Source organism: Nocardia sp. NBC_00511, from assembly GCF_045161165.1.
Taxonomy (GTDB): domain Bacteria; phylum Actinomycetota; class Actinomycetes; order Mycobacteriales; family Mycobacteriaceae; genus Nocardia.
Window position 1 is genome coordinate 7,707,285 of the sequence record NZ_CP107849.1, and the last position, 20,571, is coordinate 7,727,855.

Genomic DNA, 20,571 nt, shown 5'->3' on the forward strand with positions numbered 1-20,571 from the left:
CCGCGAATCGGGCCGAATCCTCCGAGCGGCCCGGCTTCGATTGTAATTCGTTGCCCGGCAAGGGTTATGGATTCCGGTTGCCGCTTGATCACGATCTGAAACACCAGCCGCCGCTCGGACTCGCCGAGCCGACACGCGCTCGCCGCCGCCCCGCCGCCGTCGCGGTAGCTTCGTATTCGCTATGGCGGATTACGGGCATGAGCTGAGGTTCGGGATCTTCGTTCCGCCCGAGGCGGCGCGCGGCCGGTCCCTGCTGCGCCTGGTGCGCCAGGCCGACGAATCCGGTCTGGACATCCTGGCGATCCAGGATCACCCGTACCAGCCCGCCTTCCTCGACACCTGGACCCTGCTGTCCTACCTCGCCGCCGTCACCCGCACCCTGACCCTGATGCCCGCGGTGGTGAACCTCCCGCTGCGCCCGCCCGCCGTGCTGGCCCGCAGCGCCGCCAGCCTCGATCTGCTCAGCGGCGGCCGCCTCGAACTCGGGCTGGGCGCGGGCGCGTTCTGGGACGCCATCGAGGCCATGGGCGGTGACCGCCGCACCCCGCGTCAGGCCCTGACCGGGCTGCGCGAGGCGGTCACCGTGCTGCGCGCCCTGTGGGGCGAGGGCCGCGCCGAGCTCGACGGCGAGATCTACTCGCTGCACGGGGCCAAACCCGGTCCGCCCCCGGTGCATCCGATCGGCATCTGGTTCGGCGTCTACGGTCCGCGCGCGCTGCGCCTCACCGGCGAACTGGCCGACGGCTGGTTCGGCAGCGCCCCCTACGCCCCGCCGGATCGCCTCCCGGAGCTGATGGCGGCCATCGATGCCGGGGCCCGCGCCGCCGGTCGCGTCCCCGCCCTGATCCGCCGCGCCTACGCCATCGACCCGGTCATGCCCCCATCCCAGCTCGCCGATCTGGCATTGGCCCACGGCATCAGTCAGTTCATCCTGCCCGTCGATCCGGAAGGCGACCGGGCCGCACTGCATTTCGCCGCCGAGGTCGCTCCGGCTGTCCGTGGTGCGGTCGCCGCCGCCCGGGCGGCCCGCTGACCTCCCGCGGCGAAACGGCGGCCGGCTCGATTCCCCTGTGGTCCAGTGGAATTCTGCGGTGCACTCAGCCGAACAGTGCCTGGGTGGCCGTGTAGCCGAGCAGCACCGCGCCGAGCCCCGCCAGCACGCTGACGATGACATTGAACGCCGCGTACAGGTAGACGCGCTGCTCGGCCAGCCGCACGGTCTCGTAGCTGAAGGTGCTGTAGGTGGTGAGCGCACCGCAGAAACCGGTGCCCGCCAACGTCATCCACGGCGAGGACAGCGCCGCGCCGGTGAGCGCGCCCAGGATCAGGCAGCCCGAGACATTGATCGTCAGTGTGCCCCAGGGGAATACGCTGTCGTGCCGGTTCTGCACGGCCCGGTCGCCCAGGTAGCGCAGCGGCGCGCCCACGGCCGCACCGAGAATGATCAGCAGCACGCTCATGCCACGGCCTTCCGGAGTGAGGTCGCCCGGTACACCCACCGGGTGAGTCGGATCGCGGTCAGCGTCGCCAGCAGTGCGCACACCAGCGTCCCCGACAGATACGCGAACGCGGTCACCGCCGCACCCGGATGCAGCAGTGCGCGAATGTCATTGGTGTAGGTCGAGAACGTGGTGAACCCGCCGAGGATTCCGACGCCGAGGAACGGGCGCACCACCGGATGTGCGGGCCGGATCTCGGTGATCGACACCATGAGCACCCCGATCAGGAAGCAGCCCAGCACATTGATGGTGAAGACGGCCCACGGGAAATGCCCGGCCGGAGTCGGCCACGCCTGGATGAGTCCGTAGCGGGCCAGCGCGCCGAGCGCGCCACCGCAACTGGTCGCCGCCAGGATCGCGCCCGGCGAGCGCAGCAGTTCTCGCTCTTGCTCGGGTTGATGCAGATCGATATCGGGGTCGATCGGCTCGCCGGATTCGGCAGTCACACTGTTGGGCACAAGGGTCTCCTACGCCATAGCCGCCAAGGGGTCATGCGTAGGGACTGTTGGTGGTGAAACCACGGTTGTTCCGGACCGGGTCCGGAGCGGCGAGCCCCACCGCCGCATTCAGCCGATAAGGCTAACCGCTGCGGCCGGATTCCGGGTCGAAGGTGCTCGACATCACGAGCGGCTGCCGCGGGAACCCTCGCGACGGGCTCAGTGCGAGCCGAAGAGTCGGTTGTTCATGATCTGCCGGATCGGGGCCAGCATCCCGTCGTAGGCGACCCGGTCCGAGCGCACGGTGTGCAGGCTGGGGTCGCCGCGTTTGGGGTCCTCGCAGAGCACGCGCAGATGCTTGCCCGGGTCCTTGACTCCGCCGAGGGTGAGGGTCACGGTGCCGTCGGGTGCGACGGTGCCCCACGGGCCGCTGATGTCCTTGCCCGCTATCAGGCAGCGATATCCGGGTTTCTCGCCGGTGACCTTGGCGGTGATCTCGGTGCGGCCCTGGATGACAGCGCGGGGTTCGCCGTTGGCCGTGCTGGCGGTCCCGGCGGCGAGCACCGTGCCGAGGGTGCCGAGCACCCCGAGGGTGAGCAGGCGGCGGCGGAGCGATCGAGACATGACTCAGATAGTGAAGCGCGAATCCTGATGTTTTCGTGACCCCACGCGGTGAACGGCGGTTGAATAGTCTTCCAATTCGATCGCGATTCATGCCGACCGGAGTGTTTTCCGCGAAGATCGATTTGCTGTCGGTACGCTGTGCGCCGTTCTATGTGCCCCGATTGGTAGAGCTGGACGGAACCCCTCCCGAGGAGGATGCGGTGACTGCAGTCGCTCCAAAGCCTGAACAGAACCTCGAGGCGGTGCGCCCGTTCCCAGCGAGACTGGGCCCCAAGGGTTCGTTCATCTACAAGGCGGTCACCACGACCGACCCCAAGGTGCTCGGGATCATGTACCTGACCACCGCCATCACGTTCTTCCTCATCGGCGGCATCATGGCGCTGCTCATGCGCGCCGAGCTGGCCCGGCCGGGCATGCAGTTCCTCTCGCCCGAGCAGTTCAACCAGCTGTTCACCATGCACGGCACGATCATGCTGCTGTTCTACGCGACGGCGATCGTGTTCGGCTTCGCGAACATCGTGCTGCCCTTGCAGATCGGCGCGCCCGATGTCGCGTTCCCGCGGCTGAACGCCTTCAGCTACTGGCTGTACCTGTTCGGTGCGTCGATGGCGACCGCCGGATTCCTGACCCCGGGCGGCGCGGCCGACTTCGGCTGGACCGCGTACACGCCGCTGTCGGACATCGTGCACTCGCCGGGCGTCGGCGGTGACCTGTGGATTCTGGGTCTGGCCGTCTCCGGTCTGGGCACCATCCTCGGTGGCGTCAACATGCTCACCACCGTGGTCTGCCTGCGCTGCCCGGGTATGACCATGTTCCGGATGCCGATCTTCACCTGGAACATCGCCATCACCTCGATCCTGGTGCTGCTGGCCTTCCCGCTGCTGACCGCCGCGCTGTTCGGGCTGGCCTACGACCGCCACCTGGGCGGGCACATCTACGATCCGGCCAATGGCGGGGCCATCCTGTACCAGCACTTGTTCTGGTACTTCGGCCATCCGGAGGTCTACATCATCGCGCTGCCGTTCTTCGGCATCGTGTCGGAGATCTTCCCGGTCTTCAGCCGCAAGCCGATCTTCGGTTACACCACCCTGGTCTACGCGACGGCCTCGATCGCCGCGCTCTCGATCGCGGTGTGGGCGCACCACATGTACGCCACGGGTTCGGTACTGCTGCCGTACTTCTCGTTCATGACGTTCCTGATCGCGGTCCCGACCGGTGTGAAGTTCTTCAACTGGATCGGCACCATGTGGCGCGGCCAGCTCACCTTCGAGACGCCGATGCTGTGGTCGGTCGGGTTCATCGTGACGTTCCTGTTCGGTGGCCTCTCCGGTGTCATCCTGGCGTCGCCGCCGCTGGACTTCCACGTGTCCGACTCGTATTTCGTTGTGGCGCACTTCCATTACGTGCTCTTCGGCACGATCGCCTTCGCGACCTTCGCGGGCATCTACTTCTGGTTCCCGAAGATGACCGGTCGCATGCTCGACGAGCGCCTGGGCAAGTGGCACTTCTGGGCGACCTTCATCGGCTTCCACATGACGTTCCTGGTGCAGCACTGGCTGGGCGCGGAGGGCATGCCGCGGCGCTACGCCGACTACCTGCCGAGCGACGGATTCACCACGCTCAACACCATTTCCACCATCGGTTCGTTCATCCTGGGCGCGTCGATGCTGCCGTTCGTCTGGAACGTCTTCAAGTCCTACCGCTACGGCGAAGTGGTGACGGTGGACGATCCGTGGGGCTACGGCAACTCGCTGGAGTGGGCGACCTCCTGCCCGCCGCCGCGGCACAACTTCTACGAGCTGCCGCCGATTCGTTCGGAGCGTCCGGCGTTCGAGTTGCACTACCCGCACATGGTGGACCGGATGCGCGCGGAGGCGCACGTGGGCTGGGGCTCGCAGCATCACGAGGTGGTCGAGCTCGAGAAGACCCCCTCCAGCTAGTACTTCCGAAGGTGTGGCGCGGCAGCCGTTTTCGAACGGTTGCCGCGCCGCTTTCGTTTCCGGGCCGGTGCGACTCACTGATCATTTGTCCACATGGCGACTTATCGGACGTCCATCTGCGGCACGAAACAAATTGCGGATAAGTTGCTGACTTAGTGCTGTACTGTCCGCATCGGGAGCGCGAAACCGCCGCGCTCCGGATAAATTCGCAGGTCTCGACTTCGGGAGGGACAATGCTCTCCGATTCTCCGGATGTTTGCGACACCGTTACGCAGTACGCCCGCCAGGCCGATTACGAGACCGCGCATGCGGATTCCGGCCATGAGTGGCGGCGGCAGCTGCGGCGGTGGAACGACACCAGTCAGGCTGTGCCGCTGACACTGCCCCAATTGCTCGCGCGCGCCGCGTCCTACGATCCGGAGGCCGCCGCGGTGGTCTGCGACGAGGTCACGCTCACCTATCGGGAACTGGTGCGGCGCTCGAATGCGTTGGCGCGCAAGCTTATCAGGTCCGGCATCGGGCCCGAGGACGTGGTCGCCGTCGCGCTGCCGCGGTCACCGGAGTGGGTGGTGGCGGTGTGCGCGGTGGCGTACGCCGGAGCCGCCTTCCTCGCCGTCGACCCGGACGCCCCCGCCGCGCGCATCGCGCCGATCCTGCTGGATTCCGGTGCGGTAGCGGGCATTACGGCCGAGCACCGGCGCAGCACGCTGCCGGTCATGGCCGCCGGGGAGTGGCTGTCGATCGACCCGATCGGGCCCCTGGACCGGGACGGCATTCCCGTCGACGTCCTCGACGCCCGCGCCGTGGCCCTGCTCGCCGCGAACCCGAACGAGCCACCGCGCCGCACCAGCGGGGAGAGCGAACCCGGCGGCTGGGTGGGTCCCGCCGCCATCGCCGATGCCGAACGGGTGCGGCCGCTGCGCCTGCAGCATCCCGCCTACCTGGTCTACCCGCACGAGTCGACCGGAATCGTCAGGGGCGCAACGATTACCCACGCCGGGCTGGCGAACCTGGTCGTCACCCAGGCGCAGCGCTGCGATACCGACCCGGACGCCCGGGTGCTGGCCGCCGCCGCGCCGGGCCGGGACACCGCGGTGTGGGAACTGCTGCTGGCCCTGGCCTCCGGTGCGGCGCTGGTACTGGCCCCGCCCGGACCCTACGCGGGCGCGGACCTCTACGAGCTGATGGTCGCCGCCCGTGTCACGCACGCGGTGCTGACCCCGCACATCCTGGCCACCCTCCCCGGCGCGGAACCACTCCCGCACCTGCGGCTGCTGGCCACCACCGGTGCGGCCTGCCCCGCCAAGCTGACCGGAATCTGGTCGGCCGGAAGGTCGTTCGTGAGCGGCTACGGCTGGTCGGAGACCAGCATCTGCTCCACCGTCAGCCTCGCCCTGGCCACCGCGGCCCCCCACTCGGCCGTCCCGATCGGCGGCCCGGTCGTGGGTTCGCGCTGCTACATCCTCGACGAGCAGCTGAACCAGGTGCCGCCCGGCGTCGTCGGTGAGATCTACATCGGCGGAGCGGGTTTGGCGCGCGGTTACCATCATCGCCCGGGCGCGACCGCACCCCATTTCGTCCCGGATCCGTTCGGGGTGGGCACCCGCATGTACCGCACCACCGAACTCGGCAGCTGGCGCCCCGACGGCCAGCTCGAGCATCACGGCCGCCTCGGCGCCCAGCCGATCGGCCAGGTCCCCACCCCTCGTGCGGCGACCACCCCGGTTACCTGGCACTGAGAATCTGTCGACGAATTGCCCTGCGGCTCGACCGAATCCGGTCGAGCCGCAGTTCTTTCCGGCATCGCTCACGCCTGCTTGGTGGGCAGTGCGATGATCTGACGCAGGTTGACGTGCGCCGGACGGCTGGTGGTGTACCCGATCAGATCGGCGATGTCGTCCGGGCTCAGCGGCGTCATGGCGGTGAACATGCCGTCGAGCTGTCCGCTCAGGTCCGCGTTGTCGATGTGGGTGCCGAGCTCGGTATCGGTCAGTCCCGGTTCGATATTGGTGATCCGGACATTGCGCGGCGCGAGCTCGGCACGCAGCGTGGCCGACAGCTGGGTGATGGCGGCCTGCGTCGCCCCGTACACCGCGTAGTTCGGGAACGGCAGGTGCGCCCCGATCGAGGAGATATTGACCAGATCGGCGGTGCGCCCCGCCTCAGCGGCGGCCAGCAGATCGGGCACGAAGGCCCGGATGATCCGCAGCCGCCCACCCACATTGGTGTCGAGCATGCGGGTCCATTCGTCCTCGCGCCCGTCGGTGATCGGGTTGGGCAGCATCACGCCCGCCGAGTTCACCACCAGGTCGACGGCTCCGAACGCCGCGTGCACGGCGTCGGCGGCCGCAGTGACGCTCGCCGAATCGGTGACGTCCACGGTCACCGCCAGCGCGGTCCCGCTCTCGGCCTCGATCTTGGCGGCCAGGGTCTCCAACCGGTCCGCGCGGCGGGCCAGCAGGGCGACCCGGGCACCGCTGCGGGCCAGCAACAGCGCGGTAGCCTCGCCCATGCCGCTTGCGGCTCCGACGATCACAGCGGTGCGTCCGGCCAGGTTTTCGTAGCTCACTGTCTTGCTCCTTCATCGTTCTCGCTTGTGAAACTCATCTTGCGAGAGCGTGAAAGGAGCAGCGAGGGTTCCGCTTTTCCTGGGTCCGCCAGTACCAGGATCGGCTTCGGGGTTCACGGCGATCACATCGATCTGCCGAACCAGCGATCCGGGCATCTCCCCGCCTTCGAAGTGCTCAGGACTCGGAACGATGACCGCTTCGGCATCCAATCGGGTCACCTGTGCCTTCAGCCGAGCCAGCGGAGGCCGCCCGAACTTCGGGTCATAGATCACCATGTCGGCGAAGTCGTAGCCCAGACATGTTGCGAGCTTGCGGATTTGGCCCTGGTCCCACAGCAACGCCACACCTGACACGTCGGTCCGGAGGTAGCCCACACAAGTCGGCTTGTATCGCATGGTTGCCCCTTCCCGCGGTAGTTCGTCCTCATCGGCCACGGCTGGTTCACAACGAGCAAATCGCGACGCGTGCCAGGCAAGAAAGATGGCAAGTCATATCGAAAGTGGTCTTGCCATCCCGGTGCGGTGGATCAGAATGGAGCGCGGCGCGAGGAGGTGGCGCAGCTGGCGGGGGTGCAGTTTCGTTACGCACTCCTCATTGGGACAGCCTCTCGATCTCGTTAGCCGCTCTGAGGACTGACACACAACGCGCAGAGCGTAGAGTTACACGAGACCGCCATACCACATCGCAGCTCGAACTGAACTAGCCCTGCACTTCTCGCGCCACACCGATCACAAAGTCGACAGCTTGTCGAGTTTGTTCGTTGGTCATCGATAGCGTGCCAGATGGAGTCTTAATATTTTCAGTCGAGATCCTCATCTCCACAACCCACGATCCAACTTGGGTGCGGAATTTGTTCCCGTCAGCCAGCCAGACCTTCTCGTCGAATCCCTGTGTGGCCTGGAAATTCTTATCCGTTGGCTCGACGGTGCCTTTCGATCGGGGATTGATAACTTGCAGCGTCCCCGCAATTCCATCTGTGGTAGACGGAAGGCATGTCGTCGTCCACTCGATTGGCTTGTCGAAAAAAGTCTGAGCTTCAGTGCCTCGATAATCTGCCCCACCGGCGGATAAATCAGTATTTAGGAAGTCCGCGAACTGGCGGCACACCTTGCCCTGCTGGTATTGAGAAGGTTTGGTATCCAGGTCCGTAGCCAGGGAGTCGCGAAAAGGGTTACCGCAGCTTACGGGCATCATCAGCAAAGGCAAGGCTATCAACGGTAGGAAACGGTTTGCTCTCGACATTCCTACGCCCTATCCGTCGGTATTTTCCAGCTCACTGATCCGCCGTCCATGGTGATGCCACCAAGTGCAGTCACGAGCTCGTTGCGCGTGGCTGCATCTGTACCCTGTCCCTGTGCATCCGGCCAGTGGCCATTGGGCATGCCGGTAGGGACGTCGGTCAGGGCCTTCAAGATGCCTGATTGTACAGACACCTTTGTTGAAGTCTCCAGGATGTCGATGATCGCCTTCACGATAGCCTTGCAAAGGTCAATGACAGTGTTCGCGTAGGCTGACATCAAACTGACAACGGCAGTGGGGGACAGCTGTTTCGATACTGAATAGGCTACGGCAGCGATCATATCAGTAATATTCTTGGCAAGGTTCGCATACAGCGATTCGACGCTAGTTGCAACCGATTCCAGGCACCCGGCGGCATCTGTCGTGTACTTGACCATTGCGTCCAACGCTGGCTTCTGCTTATCGACGCGTTGCGCGTTGTAGATATCATGGGCCGGACCGCTCCAATGCCCACTGAGGTTGGTGTCGTTGTAGTCAGTCACTGCGTTAGCCAACGGAGTGCCGATTGCGCTCCTCCATGTCCCAGCGATGTCGATTAGAGTCTGGGGCAACTTGGCCCCGACGAGGAACGGGCGGATTCCAGGTTGGCCGGTCGACTGATCGCCGCTGATGGCCTTCTTGATGTGGTCCTTCACGCTGTCTTCGTCGTCGCCGATGAGGTAGGCATGAAGAGGGTTCTTGAATGTTATTGGCCACGTGCCCAGCTCTTTGCCGCCATCGAAAAAGCTGATCATGTCGTCGGCCATCTTATAGACCGCATCGACCTGGGCGGTCAGTCCGTCGAGCTTTGGGTCATCGGCGGTCATTTGTGCTATGTAGTCGCCTAGATTTGCTCTGGTCTGCTCCAGTGTTCCCATGTCTACCCCCGCTAGTACAATGCGTCGAACGCAGATCGGTTATCTTCTTCTTGCTTTTGATACAGATCGTGCCCGTTCTTCAAGTTAGTGCCAATCATCTTGAAGACCTCCGCACCTTCGGTGAGTCTGAAATATGCGGTTCCGGGAACCTTCTTATACGCGTCATAGAAGTCAGTGAACAAGCCAACTTCCGATTCGGAAACATTCGCCCCATGGTCGAGAGTTTTCATGGCGGCAGTAGTCAAATTGGTGCTCGCATCTTCCCAGCGATTCGCTGCTGTGGCCAGCTTTTCCAGAGATGCAGTAATCTTGGTGTCTGAAGGTGCTTTACCCATTTAGAGTTCTCTTCTTTCAATCAGCCTGGAGCGATGCTGATCATCCCACCTGGACAGCTCGTCGTCGGAATATGAAGAGTAGTCGCCCCGTACCGCTGGTCGAGGCCGTAGCCCACGAATCTTGTCGATGCATCCAAGAACTTCGCTCTCAAGCCGCACCGGATCGGTGCAGCCCTCCCAGCCCGTCCAGACTTGAACCGACTGGATCATAAATCTCGTTCCTGCGATATACATCACGGGCTCATCGTTGACTTCCGTCGGTCCCGAGGCGCGGTAGTTTCCAAGGCCGAGCGTCGCATTCTGAACCTGAGTGTATTGCTCCCATGTATCTGTTTCGATCAGCATCATCAATCGCTGCCGAGCTGAAATAATTCCCTCGTGTCGAGGGGGTGTTTTGCCGCCAGTGAGTGCAAACATTCGTTCGCTTCTTCGATTTATCGCAGCTGTGTATGCATTCATTATTTCAGTGCCGACCTTGTTCGCGGACACTTGATTTTGCCAATTTTGACTGAACTCAAGTCGGGTTGGAAGCCATGCGCTGTCGACTTCCATGGAAACCAATGCGGTTCCCGCTGCGCCCCCGCGCGGTTGCGAAGAAGGGGCCGGGGTCGGAGGCCTCGCCTGTATGGCCGGTCGAGTCGGCTGAGGCGACGGATCGTCGTCCCAGTCGTCGTCACGACCCCCGAAATTCGTATACCGAATCACCATATGGTGAGCGACACCCCCTTGGATAAAGATCAACTCGGCTGTAGAGGCTATCAGGGGTCCGCCGAGGTGGACAGGTCAAGTGACCGTCGAGGCTTGTTGCGCGCGATGACTCAGGGCGAGCTGTGCCGTGGTGCGCGGATACGCAATTCGTCCAGCAATGTGGGTCTTCAGTGTTGCCAGCGGAGGGGCTAGTGGCTCACGGTTCCAGTCGTGGTGGTGTGCGTGGTGTTGAACATCGCCTCCGCTGTCGCGATGCTGCACGTCCATTTCACGCGGCTGTGCCCGGTCTGCATGAGCGAAGTCCCCCATCGATGTCGACGAGCGCGCGCGCCTGCAACGGTGGCTGCTGCGTCTCGAGCATCTGGTCCGTCCCCGCGTCGGCAGGCCGCAATCTGCCTGTACGTCCGCGACTCATCCCCTGGCCCCTATGTCATCATCCCCGAATTCGTGTCAGCGTAACACGCTGGTCGGTTGAGTTGATCCCAAGTTGGCTTGGGGATTGCCGCATCTCGGGTCAGTCGGACTGCCGACCTCCCGTATCCAATGGCGCAGGGCTGCAGCGGAATTGGTGTGGTCGGTCGGGTCGGCAGTCTGAGCATGGCGTTCGGGTGAAGCCAATGCTGTCGGCCTCAGGGTCTGGGTTCCGGTTTTCCTGGGTCCGGCAGTACCAGGTTGGGTTCGTAGGGTGGGACGCATGGACACCGATCTGGGCGACTTCCTGCGCTCGCGCCGCTCCCGCATCCAGCCCGGGGATGCCGGGCTGCGCGAATACGGCCGCCGCCGGGTGCCCGGCCTGCGCCGCGAGGAAGTGGCGCAGTTGGCGGGGGTCAGCGTCGACTATTACATCCGGCTGGAACAGGGTCGCGGCAAACATGTTTCGGATGCGGTGTTGGATGCGGTCGCGCGGGCACTTCGGCTCAGTGATTCCGAGCGCCTGCACCTCTATGCGCTGGCCCGCCCGAAAGGCACGGTCGACGCGCGGCCCACCACGGTAGTCGGGGTGTACACCGACGCGCTGCGTCCCGGTGCGCGTCTGGTGTTGGACGCCCTCACCGCCCCGGCCTTCGTGCTGGGTCGCAGGATGGACGTGCTGGCTTGGAATGCCATGGGGGACTTGGTGTCACGGTTCTCACGAATGGATCCGTCGGCGCGCAACCAGGCGCGCTATCTGTTCCTGGATCCGGCCGCGCGCGAGTTCTATCCGGAGTGGGAGGCCACCGCCGAGGAGACCGTCTCGTACCTGCGTCTGGACGCCGCCCGCCATCCGGGTGATCCGGAATTCGCGCGCCTGGTGGCCGAACTGTCGGCGGGTAGCGCCGCGTTCGACGCGCTGTGGGCGGCGCATCCGGTGCGGGAGAAGACGTTCGGTACCAAGCTGATTCAGCATCCGGAGGTGGGCAGGCTGGACCTCGGGTACGAAACCCTCACGCTGCCGGGCGATCCCGATCAGCTGCTGGTGGTCTACACCGCCGCCCCGGATTCCGAGGCCGCGGCGGCGCTGGCTCGCCTGGTCGACATGCATCGGGTCGGCGCGGGCGGTCACTGACCGTCGCGCCGACCCGGATCGTCGAATCTCAGTTGGCGGCAATCGATTTGCGATGCACCGGTCCGTGCGAGTCCTCGCAGTGCGGGGCGTGCTCGTGCTCGGTGTCGGTGCAGTCCTCGTGGTCGGTGTAGTCGACCTGGAGTACCGCGTGGTCGATGTGGTACTTGTCGGCCAGCATGTGGGCGACGTCGGCGCGGGTGGCCTGGCAGTCCTTGCCGGGCGCGACCAGCACGTGCGCCGACAGCGACGGCACGCCGGAGGTGATCTCCCAGATGTGCAGGTCGTGCACCTCGACGACATCGCCGACGGCGGCCATCTCGCGGCCGATCTCGACCGGGTCGAGGTGGGCGGGCGCGGCCTCGAGGAAGATGCGCCCGGAGGCCCGGACCAGACCGACCCCGGCCTTGACCATGAGCACCACCACGATCAGCGTGGCGATGCCGTCGGCGCGGGCGAAGCCGGTGAGCATGATGATCAGACCGGCCACGGCGGTGGCGATGAATGCGAACAGGTCGTTGAGGATGTGCTGGTACGCGCCTTCGACATTGAGGCTGGTCCGGTTGGCGCGGCTGATCATCCAGCTGGCCAGCACATTCACCACGACACCGACGAGTGCGGTGATCAGCACCAGCTTGCCGCTCACGTCGGGCGGGTCGATGAGGCGGCGGACGGCCTCGTAGGTCAGCCAGGCCGCCAAGCCCAGCAGGGTGAGCCCGTTGGCCTGGGCGGACAGGATCTCGGCGCGCTTCCAGCCGTAGGTCATGCGGCCTTCCGCCGGTTTGGCGGCCAGTCGAATGGCCCACAGCGCGAGCACGATCGAGGCCGCGTCGGTGAGCATGTGCGCGGCGTCGGAGAGCAGTGCCAGCGAACTGGCGAGCAGGCCGACGACGACCTCGCCGGCCAGGAAGGCCACGATCACCGCCAGCGCGCCCGCCAACCAGCGCTTATCGCTGTCCGCGGTCGCCCCGTGCGAATGCCCGTGGTCGTGCCCGTGATCATGCCCGCTGCTCATACACCCTCCTCCGATAGCTTCGACGCCAAACCATATGCACGAATCGCTATGTATGCAACCTTTGTCGCCATCACCACTATGAATAGTCGCGGAAGGTCATCAGAAAACCGGCCAGCGCCACCAGGAACAGCGCCACGAATCCCGCCACCCGCAGCCACAGCCACGGCCAATCCCGGACCCACAGTCCCGAGACCATGACTCCGATCAGCATCAGCGCCCCGTAGAAGGGCGTCCGCTGCGGATGGCGACCCATCACTCCTGCATACGCCTCCGAAGCGAACGCGTCATGTACCCCTACGTCAGCCAGGGGATCTCGTCGGCCCCGTACCGGTACGCCCGGAACAGGGCGTTCGAGACGCCGGGGAAGACCCGCGCGGTGTCCGCGTCGGGGTATTCGGTGAACGACGGCACCACGTACTCCCAGACGATCCGGCGATCGCGGGTCACCTCGAACAGCCGCCCGAACGCGGCCTCGGTGATCAGCGTGTTGCCGTTCGGAAGTCGTTGCGCGCCACCCATGTACGGGGTGAAGAAGGCCTCGCGCGGCGAATCCCGGTACTCCCAGACGATGTCGCCGGTGGCCAGCTCGAATTCGACGATCCGGCTGTAGGTGACCGATTCCCCGGTGCGGAAGGTGCCGTTGTCGAACACCAGCAGTCTGCCGTCGCCGACCGGCGTGGCGTGATGCTGCTGCGCCAGGACATTGCGGTCGGCGAGGGTGGTGCTCGCGCCGGTGCGCCGGTCGATCAGGATGACCGCGGACACGCTGCGCAGACTGGCCACCACGGTGTGCTCGTCGAGCGGGTGCACGCTGTTGATCAGCGGCCAGTGCTCGCGCCAATAGTGCGGCTGCAGAACGTGATCCGCCGGATCGAGGTGTTCGGCGGCCTTCCACTCCCACAGCGGCGTGCCGTCCGGCGCGACCTCGCGAATGACGTCGGCCCACACGATCCCGTCGGCCTCGCTGCCTGGGACGCCGCCGCGAATGCGGGCCGCCGCCGCCCCGGTCAGCGGTTCGACGGCGGCGTAGAGCACGCGCCCGTCGTCGTAGTGGTGGGCGTCGTGGTGCTGATGCTCGTCGAGGTGCTCGCCGATCACGGTGCCATCGGGCGCGTAGCGGGCCATGGATCCACCGCTGTACTTGCGCCACATGGGGAACAGCGCGCCGGCGGCGAGGGTCGCGCCGTTGTAGGCGAGGCTGCCGTCGGGCAGCAGCCGGGCGTGACGGCCCGGCCGGTGCGGCAGCTGCCAGCGGTGCGCCGATTCGCCTTTGAGGTCGACCAGCTCGACGATGCCGTTCCCGGCCAGCGGCGCGTACAGCGTGTATCCGGGAAATGCCAGCTCGGGATCGACGCCGATGAGTCCGACGCCGCGCCGCTTGAGGGTGTTCTGCTCCACCGATCCTCCAATAATTCAGTCTCACTGAATATTCAGTAGAGTGATCGGTGCGACAAGGGTTCCGATTGCCTCGAGGCAAACCCTGGGACCTGCCCGACCGGCATGGAGAATGACCCGGCGGCGCGAGACCGTGATCGATCGACGAGAGGCGCGGGGAGTGGGATCCGAGCACGGCGGCGGGCAACGGCTGGGCCGGGTGGTGCACGCCCGCCGCTTGGCGGCCGGACTCACTCTCTCCGGCCTCGCGGAACTGACGGCGCTCTCGCAGTCGTTCCTGAGCCAGTTCGAGAACGGCCGCACCGACACCAGTCTGCGTTCGCTGCAACGCATCGCGGACGCACTCGACACCAGCGCCACCGACCTGCTCGCCGAGGCCGACACCGCACCGCATTCCCCGGTGGTCCGCGCGCACGAGAACATCCGCCCCGCCCACGCCGATCCGGCGGGCGGCACCGTGCGCTCACTGGCGCGCGGCGACCGGGACCTGCGCGCCCTGGAATTCACCGGTGGCGCGACCCACGGCGATCGCGAATTCACCCATGCCAACGACGAATTGATCTACGTGGTGCGCGGCACCATCACCGTGGCCGCCGCGGATGTCGAGCACGTGCTCGACACCGGCGACACCTTCTACTGCACCGCGGGTGTCCCGCATCGCTGGTGGGCGCACACCCCCGACACCACGACACTGCTGCTGTCGGTGTCCGACGCGCTGGCGATTCGCCGCCGCCCGCATCGACCACGCCACCCCTGAGCGCCGAAAAGCCTAGAATCACAAGGGTGGACGCAATCCTGACAACCATCGGTGTCGTCGTGGTCGTGGGCATCTCGGGTGCCGCCTACATGGCCTTCCTGCTCCTACGCGGCCGAAAGTAACTCGCGGCCAGCTGTTTTCGACTCAGCTCTGCACTCGTGGCCACGGGTAGAAGGCGAGATGGATGAGCAGCACCACCAGTGCGGCGAGCAGCACCGCCGCGAGGGGGTGCGCCCGCCGTTCCAGGTAGCCGATGGTGCGAAACAGGGTGGGGAAGGGGACATCCCGGGTGAAGAACATGGCCAGCGCACTGGGCACGATCACCCACATCAGGGCGATCAGGCCGTAGAGCACGTACGCGCCCAGATACGAATCCGGTCGCATGCCGCGGTCTGCCGCCGCGAACACGACGCCGAACACCAGGGTCGCCACCGCCGCGAGCAGATATCCCAGTCCGATCAGAGTGGTCAGGGAACCTGGTTTGGTGACGCGGCCGTTGGCGGTGAGCGTGCGCCCGGCGACTTCACGCGGTTGCGGTGCGGGGGAGATGCTCAGTTGCGGGACCGCGTAGTAGGCCAGCAGCACGATCACCGAGACCGTGACGATCCGCACGAAGGAATGCTGGGTCTCGAGATGGCCCACCGTATTCGAGATGGTCGGCCAGGTGGCCAGCCGGAAGACCGAGGCGAGTTCGGGTCCGGCGATGGCCAGCGCGGCCAGCCCCCACATGCAGTAGCCCCAGAATTCCAGCGAGCGCCCCGCAGGGGTGGGCTCGGCCCGCGTGCCGTGTACCTCGGTCATGCTGCCGGTTTATCACGAAAACCGAGCCTCACCTGCACACATTCGTACTCGATATCAGGTTGGAACGGGTCCGACACCTGTTGATACCGAAGGGTTGGTTCGCCGTTTCGGCCGGTCACGCCCGGCTACGCGGTGTGGCCGATCTGATCGAAGAATTCGGTGATCGCCTTCGAGAATCCGTTCGCGTCCTCGAGTGGAAGCGCGTGTCCCGCCTCGAATTCGACGGTCTCCGCGCCGCGGACGGCCGCCGCCACCTCGCGCTGACCGGCGGGCGGGATCATCTGATCGTGCGCGCTCACCAGTACCCGGGTCGGTGCGGTGATGCGCGGCAACAACTCTCGTATGTCGGCATCCCGATCCGCCGTCACCTGCACGGCATGCCGCTCGGCGATCATGCCCTCGAACGCGGCCACGGTCGCGGCCATCTCCGCCGGAGTCCACTGCGCCATGGTCTCCGGGCGCATCGCGGTCAGCGGCAGCAGCCGCGCCAGTGCGGGGCGATCGGTGCGCAGCAGATCCAGCCACAGCGAGAACATGGTCGCGCCGCGCGGCCGGGTGACGGCCCAGGGCGCGTGCAGCACCAGGGAATTCACCCGTTCGGGGTGCAGCCCGGCCAGCGCCGCCGCGGTGACCGCGCCCAGTGAGTGCCCGGCGAGATGGAAGGTCTCCAGCCCGGCGTGATCGGCGGCGGCCAGCACCTGCTGAGCGAGGTCGGTGACGCTGACCTCGGTCGGGGCGGTGGTGGCCCCGGATCCGGCGTAGTTGGGCGCGAGGACGGTGTAGCGGTCGGCGAGCGCGTCGATGAGATCGGCCCAATTGCCCTCGGCGTCAGCGAAGGTGCCGTGCACCAGCACGACGCCGGGCCCGCTGCCCCGCACCAGGTATTCGACGTCGCTGGGCCCGTGGGTCAGGGTGGTGTGCGCGAACGGCATGGCGAGAATCCTTGACTGCGTGAAGGTTCGGTGATTTCGGTACCCGGTGGGACCGGCCGTGCAGCCGGTCCCGGAGCCGAAGGCTACTTGCCGTCGGCGGTGAGCTTGCCGCCGATGCCCCAGCTGTCGGTGGGGGTTTCGTGGATCCAGACCTGTACGGCCTCGGCCGGGATCTGGTAGGCGTCGACGAAGGCATCGGTGATGCGGCGCACCAGATCCCGCTTGAGTTCGACGGTACGGGGACCCTGCTGCACGGTGACGATCGGCATGACCTTGCTCCTTGGCGAGAACTGTTGTGGTACAGGCTATTTCGAAATCCTGCGATTCCGATTCCGGCTGTTCCGGCGGCCTGTGAACAGTTCACCCGATCGACGCGTCGCGACCAATGCGCAGTCCGCTAGCGCAGCGATAAGCGTTCCTTATCGTGCGGAGATCAGGCCTCGGCGAGCAGTGCGCCCAGCAGCCGCAGATTCGGGGAGGCGGCGTCCGCGCGCACCGCCAGCGCGATGGGCAGCGTCAACCCCGGATCCGCGAAGGGCCGGAAGGCGACTCGCGAGTTGTGCACCTGCCGAGCATTGGATTCGTAGACCACCGTCCACATGGGGGACCCCGCGCCGATGGCGGCCAGCGTGTCCTGCAACGTGGTCGAGGTGGGCGCGGGAATCGGCTCGAATCCGGCGCGCACGCACGACGACAGCACCAGATCCACCAGCGCCGGATGATTGCGCCGCTCGGTCAGCCGCAGCGGCACCCCGGCCAGCTCTTCGAGGTGAACCGAATCCCGCAGCGCCAGCGGATGTTTCGCGGGCAGCGCCACCACCAGCGGATCGTCCCAGGCGGGCAGGAAGTCCAGGTCCGGGCTCTCGTCGGGTTCGGGGGAGCGGACGAAGGCGGCGTCCAGGCGCCCGTCGGCGACCTGCGCCATCCGATCCCGCACCGGCAGCGCGACCAGTTCGACCTGCACGTGCGGGGCCTGCTCGGCGAACGCGTCGAGTACCGCGTCGAGTCGTTCGCCCAGTCCGGTCACGGTGCCCAGCCGGAAGACGGCGGCGCGGGCGCCGGCGAGTTCCGCCACCGAGGCGCGCGCCTGGTCGGCGGCGGCCAGCACCGCCCGGGCGGCGGGCAGGAACCGTAATCCGGCCTCGGTCAAGCGAACTCGTCGCGGCGACCGGTCCAGCAGTTGCACCTTCAGATCGCGTTCGAGGCGCTGCACCTGCTGGCTGACGGCGGGCTGGGCGATGTGCAGTCGTTCGGCCGCGCGCCCGAAGTGCAATTCCTCGGCCACGGTCACGAAATAACGCAGCTGCCGCAACTCCACCCCGTCATCCAACCATCGCGGGGTTTCGCGAGTTATGTGAGGTAGCGCCCGTACCAGTCGAGCACGCGCCGCCAGGCTTCCGCCGCCGCGACGGGCGCGTAGCGCGGCCCGGTGTCGTTGAAGAACGCGTGGTCGGCATTGTCGGCGACGAAGCTCTGGTGCGGGAGTCCGGCCTTGTCGAGCGCGGCCTCGGCGGCGGGCCGGGAGGCGTCGACCCGGGTGTCGAGCGCACCGTAGACGGCCAGCACGGCTGCCTTGGCCCCGCTCAGGTCGCCGCCGTCGGGGAATGGACCGTAGAAAGGCGTGGCCGCGACCAATTCCGGGGTGCCGTGGGTGAGCAGCAGCCACACCAGGCCGCCGCCGAAGCAGAATCCGGTGGAGCCGAGCTTCTTTCCGGGCACCCGCCGCTGGAGTTCGGCCACGCCCGCCTGGAGGTCCGCGACGAACCGGTCGTTGGAGATCTTGCCGAGAGCGGCGGTGGCGGCGGCATCGTCGGTGAAGGTGGCGGTGCCGCCTTCCTCGGAGAGTAGGTCCACCGCGAGGGCCGAATAGCCCGCACCCGCGAAACGCCCTGTCACCGAACGGATGTGGTCGGTGAGCCCCTTGTTCTCGTGGATCACCAGCACCCCGCCCTTGGGCTGGGACGCCTCGGCCCAGGCGGCCTGGAGGACACGGCCGTCGGGACCGGGCAGGGTGATCGCGGTGGGCTGCACCGCACCCGGGGTGCCCGGCGGCGGCGAGGTCGGCGCGGTCGTACCCGAGGCCGCGGATGTCATTGTGGGAGAAGGTGATTGCTTCGTATTGTCGGCACAGGCGGCCAGCAGCGTCACCGCGGCCGGTGTCGCCATGCCGAGCATGCCCAGTCGGCGCAGCGCCTCGCGGCGGCTCATCAGCCCTTCCGCGTGGTCGGTCGCGATTTCCTCCGCGATATAGCGCTGCAGCGGCGTCATGGGCACAGCCTAAGCCCCGCGCGGCGATCTCATCCCGGTGAAAACGCTGTGGAAACGCTCGAGACGCCACCTGTTCACCCGTAGCCGAACTGTGACTTCCCGGGCTGGACGCGACGCCGCGGCAGGGCTGGAATGGCTCCGGAACCTAAGCGAGAAAAGGGATTCGAATCATGACTGCAACAACTCGCGACCTCGAGGGCAAGGTCGCGCTGATCATCGGCGGCACCCGTAACCAGGGTGCGGAGATCGCCGGGCAGATCGCGGCCCGGGGCGCGCTCACGGTGATCACCTATCAGGGCGACGAGCAGGCGGCGAAGGCGACGCTGGCCGCATTGCAGGACTCCGGTGCGACCGTGGAGGCGGTGCGCTCGGACGCCACCTCGGCCGCCGACGTGGACGCCCTGTTCGCCGATGTCGTCGCCCGCCACGGCCGGTTGGACATCGTGGTGCACACGCCGGGTCGCGTGATCAAGAAGCCGATCGCCGAAACCACCGACGACGATTTCGATCAGCTGTTCACCCGCAATACCCGGACCGCGTTCAACACGCTGCGCGCCACCGCCCGGCACATCTCCGACGACGGCCGCTACGTGGTGCTGTCCACCACCCTCACCTCGATCATGACCGGAACCTACGGCCTGTACTCGGGGTCGAAGGCGGCGGTGGAGCGCATGGTGCTGGCGGCGGCGAAGGAACTCGGCCCCCGCGGCATCACGGTGAACGCGGTCGCGCCGGGCCCGATCGACGACGACTTCTTCCGGGGTGCGGAGACACCCGAGTCGATCGCGGCTGCGGCCCTGCACAATCCGCACGGCCGACTGGGCCTGCCGTCGGATATCGCCCCGGTGGTGGGCTGGCTGGTCAGCGCGGAGGCGGGCTGGGTGTCCGGTCAGACGGTCCGCGCGAACGGCGCGATGTTCTGAAACGCCGGGCATGGCTCCCGCCGCGTTCAATTGTTCCCGGTGGGGGCCATGCTGGTCAGGAAGGTGTCGAGGATGGCGTCGCGGCTCACGACACCGCGCCCGCGCCCGAACAGGCGGGGCAGCGCGACGCGGGTGTGGCAGTTGTCCAGCAGTAGTGAGGCCGCCGCGGCGGGATCGATATCGGGCCGAATGTGGCCCTGTGCTTGCAGATCGGCCAGATAGCCGCCGATGATCTTCAGCCCGTGGTGCGGGCCGATGTCGTTGACGCGGATGTGCTCGTGCAGGGCGGCCCGCAGCTCGGTGTCGGCCTGCGCGCTGTAGAGCACGGTCAGCGCGCGTTCGAGATAGTTCTCCAGCAGCTCGGTGAAGTTGGCCAGGGTGGCGCGAATGTCGTTTAAGTCCGGCGGATTTCGCTCATATTCCGCCATCGGCCGCAGTGCGTCCGCGTAGACCGCGATGAGCAGCCCGGCCCGATCCTTGTACCGATAGAAGATGCTGCCCTCGGCGACGCCCGCGCGCTCGGCGATCTCCCTGGTGCTCAGGCGCGCGACGCCCTTCTCCCGCAGCAGCTCGTAGGTGGCGGTGAGGATCCGGTCCTGGTCGACCGACGGCGGGCGGCCGCGGCGCGGGGCAGAAGGGCTGGGCATGCAGCCAGTATCCCCGAGCGG

Annotated in this window: 23 protein-coding genes and 1 pseudogene; 6 read left to right on the forward strand and 18 right to left on the reverse strand. The window is 66.4% G+C overall.

Annotation, left to right across the window (positions count from 1 at the left end; genetic code table 11):
* Nucleotides 1-181 precede the first annotated feature (181 nt).
* Nucleotides 182-1,033: an LLM class flavin-dependent oxidoreductase gene (locus OG300_RS35865; protein ID WP_405488776.1), complete on the forward strand. Its 852-nt coding sequence runs from the start codon at nucleotides 182-184 to the stop codon at nucleotides 1,031-1,033.
* 64 nt (nucleotides 1,034-1,097) lie between these two features.
* Here the strand turns inward: OG300_RS35865 and crcB are convergent, their stop codons facing one another.
* From crcB to OG300_RS35880, 3 genes are all read right to left on the reverse strand, one after another.
* Complete coding sequence (gene crcB, locus OG300_RS35870; RefSeq protein ID WP_405488777.1) at nucleotides 1,098-1,460, reverse strand: fluoride efflux transporter CrcB; 363 nt, start codon at nucleotides 1,458-1,460, stop codon at nucleotides 1,098-1,100.
* Nucleotides 1,457-1,957 (reverse strand): fluoride efflux transporter FluC, encoded by a 501-nt coding sequence (locus tag OG300_RS35875; protein ID WP_405488779.1) that lies wholly within the window; start codon nucleotides 1,955-1,957, stop codon nucleotides 1,457-1,459. Before OG300_RS35875 ends, crcB begins: the two co-directional genes overlap by 4 nt.
* Nucleotides 1,958-2,155: 198 nt before the next feature.
* Entirely contained in the window at nucleotides 2,156-2,560 is a 405-nt protein-coding gene (locus OG300_RS35880) for a hypothetical protein (protein WP_405488781.1), read from the reverse strand.
* Nucleotides 2,561-2,760: 200 nt separating this feature from the next.
* Between OG300_RS35880 and ctaD the strand changes: the two genes are divergently transcribed.
* Both ctaD and OG300_RS35890 read left to right on the forward strand, forming a co-directional pair.
* The gene (gene ctaD / locus OG300_RS35885; RefSeq protein ID WP_405488783.1) at nucleotides 2,761-4,500 is read left to right on the forward strand and encodes a cytochrome c oxidase subunit I; all 1,740 of its coding nucleotides are present in this window, start codon (nucleotides 2,761-2,763) and stop codon (nucleotides 4,498-4,500) included.
* Nucleotides 4,501-4,733: 233 nt separating this feature from the next.
* Entirely contained in the window at nucleotides 4,734-6,239 is a 1,506-nt protein-coding gene (locus OG300_RS35890; protein WP_405488785.1) for an AMP-binding protein, read from the forward strand.
* 68 nt (nucleotides 6,240-6,307) lie between these two features.
* Here OG300_RS35890 and OG300_RS35895 read toward each other — a convergent pair whose 3' ends face one another.
* From OG300_RS35895 to OG300_RS35920, 6 genes are all read right to left on the reverse strand, one after another.
* On the reverse strand, nucleotides 6,308-7,069 hold the full coding sequence (locus OG300_RS35895) for an SDR family oxidoreductase (protein ID WP_405488787.1): 762 nt from the start codon (nucleotides 7,067-7,069) through the stop codon (nucleotides 6,308-6,310).
* A gap of 12 nt (nucleotides 7,070-7,081) precedes the next feature.
* Complete coding sequence (locus OG300_RS35900) at nucleotides 7,082-7,465, reverse strand: hypothetical protein (RefSeq protein WP_405488789.1); 384 nt, start codon at nucleotides 7,463-7,465, stop codon at nucleotides 7,082-7,084.
* Nucleotides 7,466-7,769: 304 nt separating this feature from the next.
* Nucleotides 7,770-8,276 (reverse strand): hypothetical protein, encoded by a 507-nt coding sequence (locus OG300_RS35905; RefSeq protein WP_405488791.1) that lies wholly within the window; start codon nucleotides 8,274-8,276, stop codon nucleotides 7,770-7,772.
* A gap of 38 nt (nucleotides 8,277-8,314) precedes the next feature.
* Nucleotides 8,315-9,175, reverse strand: coding sequence for a hypothetical protein (locus OG300_RS35910; protein WP_405488793.1), 861 nt, complete (start codon nucleotides 9,173-9,175; stop codon nucleotides 8,315-8,317).
* Between the two features lie 62 nt (nucleotides 9,176-9,237).
* Nucleotides 9,238-9,561, reverse strand: a complete 324-nt coding sequence (locus OG300_RS35915; RefSeq protein ID WP_405488794.1) for a hypothetical protein — start codon at nucleotides 9,559-9,561, stop codon at nucleotides 9,238-9,240.
* Nucleotides 9,562-10,113 (reverse strand): hypothetical protein, encoded by a 552-nt coding sequence (locus tag OG300_RS35920; RefSeq protein ID WP_405488796.1) that lies wholly within the window; start codon nucleotides 10,111-10,113, stop codon nucleotides 9,562-9,564. It abuts the gene before it with no gap.
* A gap of 850 nt (nucleotides 10,114-10,963) precedes the next feature.
* Here OG300_RS35920 and OG300_RS35925 point away from each other — a divergent pair.
* Nucleotides 10,964-11,815, forward strand: a complete 852-nt coding sequence (locus tag OG300_RS35925; protein ID WP_405488798.1) for a helix-turn-helix transcriptional regulator — start codon at nucleotides 10,964-10,966, stop codon at nucleotides 11,813-11,815.
* Nucleotides 11,816-11,843: 28 nt separating this feature from the next.
* Here the strand turns inward: OG300_RS35925 and OG300_RS35930 are convergent, their stop codons facing one another.
* From OG300_RS35930 to OG300_RS35940, 3 genes are all read right to left on the reverse strand, one after another.
* Nucleotides 11,844-12,827: a cation diffusion facilitator family transporter gene (locus OG300_RS35930; protein WP_405488800.1), complete on the reverse strand. Its 984-nt coding sequence runs from the start codon at nucleotides 12,825-12,827 to the stop codon at nucleotides 11,844-11,846.
* Between the two features lie 76 nt (nucleotides 12,828-12,903).
* On the reverse strand, nucleotides 12,904-13,080 hold the full coding sequence (locus OG300_RS35935) for a hypothetical protein (protein WP_405488802.1): 177 nt from the start codon (nucleotides 13,078-13,080) through the stop codon (nucleotides 12,904-12,906).
* Between the two features lie 41 nt (nucleotides 13,081-13,121).
* Complete coding sequence (locus tag OG300_RS35940) at nucleotides 13,122-14,225, reverse strand: aryl-sulfate sulfotransferase (RefSeq protein ID WP_405488804.1); 1,104 nt, start codon at nucleotides 14,223-14,225, stop codon at nucleotides 13,122-13,124.
* 157 nt (nucleotides 14,226-14,382) lie between these two features.
* Between OG300_RS35940 and OG300_RS35945 the strand changes: the two genes are divergently transcribed.
* Nucleotides 14,383-14,979 (forward strand): helix-turn-helix domain-containing protein, encoded by a 597-nt coding sequence (locus tag OG300_RS35945; protein WP_405488806.1) that lies wholly within the window; start codon nucleotides 14,383-14,385, stop codon nucleotides 14,977-14,979.
* Between the two features lie 144 nt (nucleotides 14,980-15,123).
* Here the strand turns inward: OG300_RS35945 and OG300_RS35950 are convergent, their stop codons facing one another.
* The 5 genes and pseudogenes from OG300_RS35950 to OG300_RS35970 form a co-directional block, all read right to left on the reverse strand.
* Nucleotides 15,124-15,780: a hypothetical protein gene (locus OG300_RS35950; RefSeq protein ID WP_405488808.1), complete on the reverse strand. Its 657-nt coding sequence runs from the start codon at nucleotides 15,778-15,780 to the stop codon at nucleotides 15,124-15,126.
* A gap of 125 nt (nucleotides 15,781-15,905) precedes the next feature.
* Nucleotides 15,906-16,712 (reverse strand): alpha/beta fold hydrolase, encoded by an 807-nt coding sequence (locus tag OG300_RS35955; protein ID WP_405488810.1) that lies wholly within the window; start codon nucleotides 16,710-16,712, stop codon nucleotides 15,906-15,908.
* 83 nt (nucleotides 16,713-16,795) lie between these two features.
* A pseudogene (dmpI, locus tag OG300_RS35960) lies at nucleotides 16,796-16,984 on the reverse strand (4-oxalocrotonate tautomerase DmpI); the annotation flags it as partial.
* A gap of 161 nt (nucleotides 16,985-17,145) precedes the next feature.
* Entirely contained in the window at nucleotides 17,146-18,030 is an 885-nt protein-coding gene (locus tag OG300_RS35965; protein WP_405488812.1) for a LysR substrate-binding domain-containing protein, read from the reverse strand.
* 32 nt (nucleotides 18,031-18,062) lie between these two features.
* Entirely contained in the window at nucleotides 18,063-18,980 is a 918-nt protein-coding gene (locus OG300_RS35970) for a dienelactone hydrolase family protein (RefSeq protein ID WP_405488815.1), read from the reverse strand.
* A 170-nt stretch (nucleotides 18,981-19,150) separates the two neighbouring features.
* Here OG300_RS35970 and OG300_RS35975 point away from each other — a divergent pair, with 170 nt between their 5' ends.
* Nucleotides 19,151-19,903, forward strand: a complete 753-nt coding sequence (locus OG300_RS35975) for an SDR family oxidoreductase (protein ID WP_405488817.1) — start codon at nucleotides 19,151-19,153, stop codon at nucleotides 19,901-19,903.
* Nucleotides 19,904-19,929: 26 nt separating this feature from the next.
* On the opposite strand, the gene OG300_RS35980 is transcribed toward OG300_RS35975, so the two are convergent.
* Nucleotides 19,930-20,550: a TetR/AcrR family transcriptional regulator gene (locus OG300_RS35980; RefSeq protein WP_405488819.1), complete on the reverse strand. Its 621-nt coding sequence runs from the start codon at nucleotides 20,548-20,550 to the stop codon at nucleotides 19,930-19,932.
* Between the last annotated feature and the right edge of the window lie 21 nt (nucleotides 20,551-20,571).

Coding starts and splice junctions, on each gene's coding strand:
- OG300_RS35865 (WP_405488776.1), top strand. CDS start 182: ATGGCGGATTACGGGCATGAGCTGAGGTTCGGGATCTTCGTTCCGCCC.
- crcB (WP_405488777.1), bottom strand. CDS start 1,460: ATGAGCGTGCTGCTGATCATTCTCGGTGCGGCCGTGGGCGCGCCGCTG.
- OG300_RS35880 (WP_405488781.1), bottom strand. CDS start 2,560: ATGTCTCGATCGCTCCGCCGCCGCCTGCTCACCCTCGGGGTGCTCGGC.
- OG300_RS35890 (WP_405488785.1), top strand. CDS start 4,734: ATGCTCTCCGATTCTCCGGATGTTTGCGACACCGTTACGCAGTACGCC.
- OG300_RS35900 (WP_405488789.1), bottom strand. CDS start 7,465: ATGCGATACAAGCCGACTTGTGTGGGCTACCTCCGGACCGACGTGTCA.
- OG300_RS35910 (WP_405488793.1), bottom strand. CDS start 9,175: ATGACCGCCGATGACCCAAAGCTCGACGGACTGACCGCCCAGGTCGAT.
- OG300_RS35915 (WP_405488794.1), bottom strand. CDS start 9,561: ATGGGTAAAGCACCTTCAGACACCAAGATTACTGCATCTCTGGAAAAG.
- OG300_RS35920 (WP_405488796.1), bottom strand. CDS start 10,113: ATGGAAGTCGACAGCGCATGGCTTCCAACCCGACTTGAGTTCAGTCAA.
- OG300_RS35925 (WP_405488798.1), top strand. CDS start 10,964: ATGGACACCGATCTGGGCGACTTCCTGCGCTCGCGCCGCTCCCGCATC.
- OG300_RS35930 (WP_405488800.1), bottom strand. CDS start 12,827: ATGAGCAGCGGGCATGATCACGGGCACGACCACGGGCATTCGCACGGG.
- OG300_RS35935 (WP_405488802.1), bottom strand. CDS start 13,080: ATGGGTCGCCATCCGCAGCGGACGCCCTTCTACGGGGCGCTGATGCTG.
- OG300_RS35950 (WP_405488808.1), bottom strand. CDS start 15,780: ATGACCGAGGTACACGGCACGCGGGCCGAGCCCACCCCTGCGGGGCGC.
- OG300_RS35955 (WP_405488810.1), bottom strand. CDS start 16,712: ATGCCGTTCGCGCACACCACCCTGACCCACGGGCCCAGCGACGTCGAA.
- OG300_RS35970 (WP_405488815.1), bottom strand. CDS start 18,980: ATGACGCCGCTGCAGCGCTATATCGCGGAGGAAATCGCGACCGACCAC.
- OG300_RS35975 (WP_405488817.1), top strand. CDS start 19,151: ATGACTGCAACAACTCGCGACCTCGAGGGCAAGGTCGCGCTGATCATC.
- OG300_RS35980 (WP_405488819.1), bottom strand. CDS start 20,550: ATGCCCAGCCCTTCTGCCCCGCGCCGCGGCCGCCCGCCGTCGGTCGAC.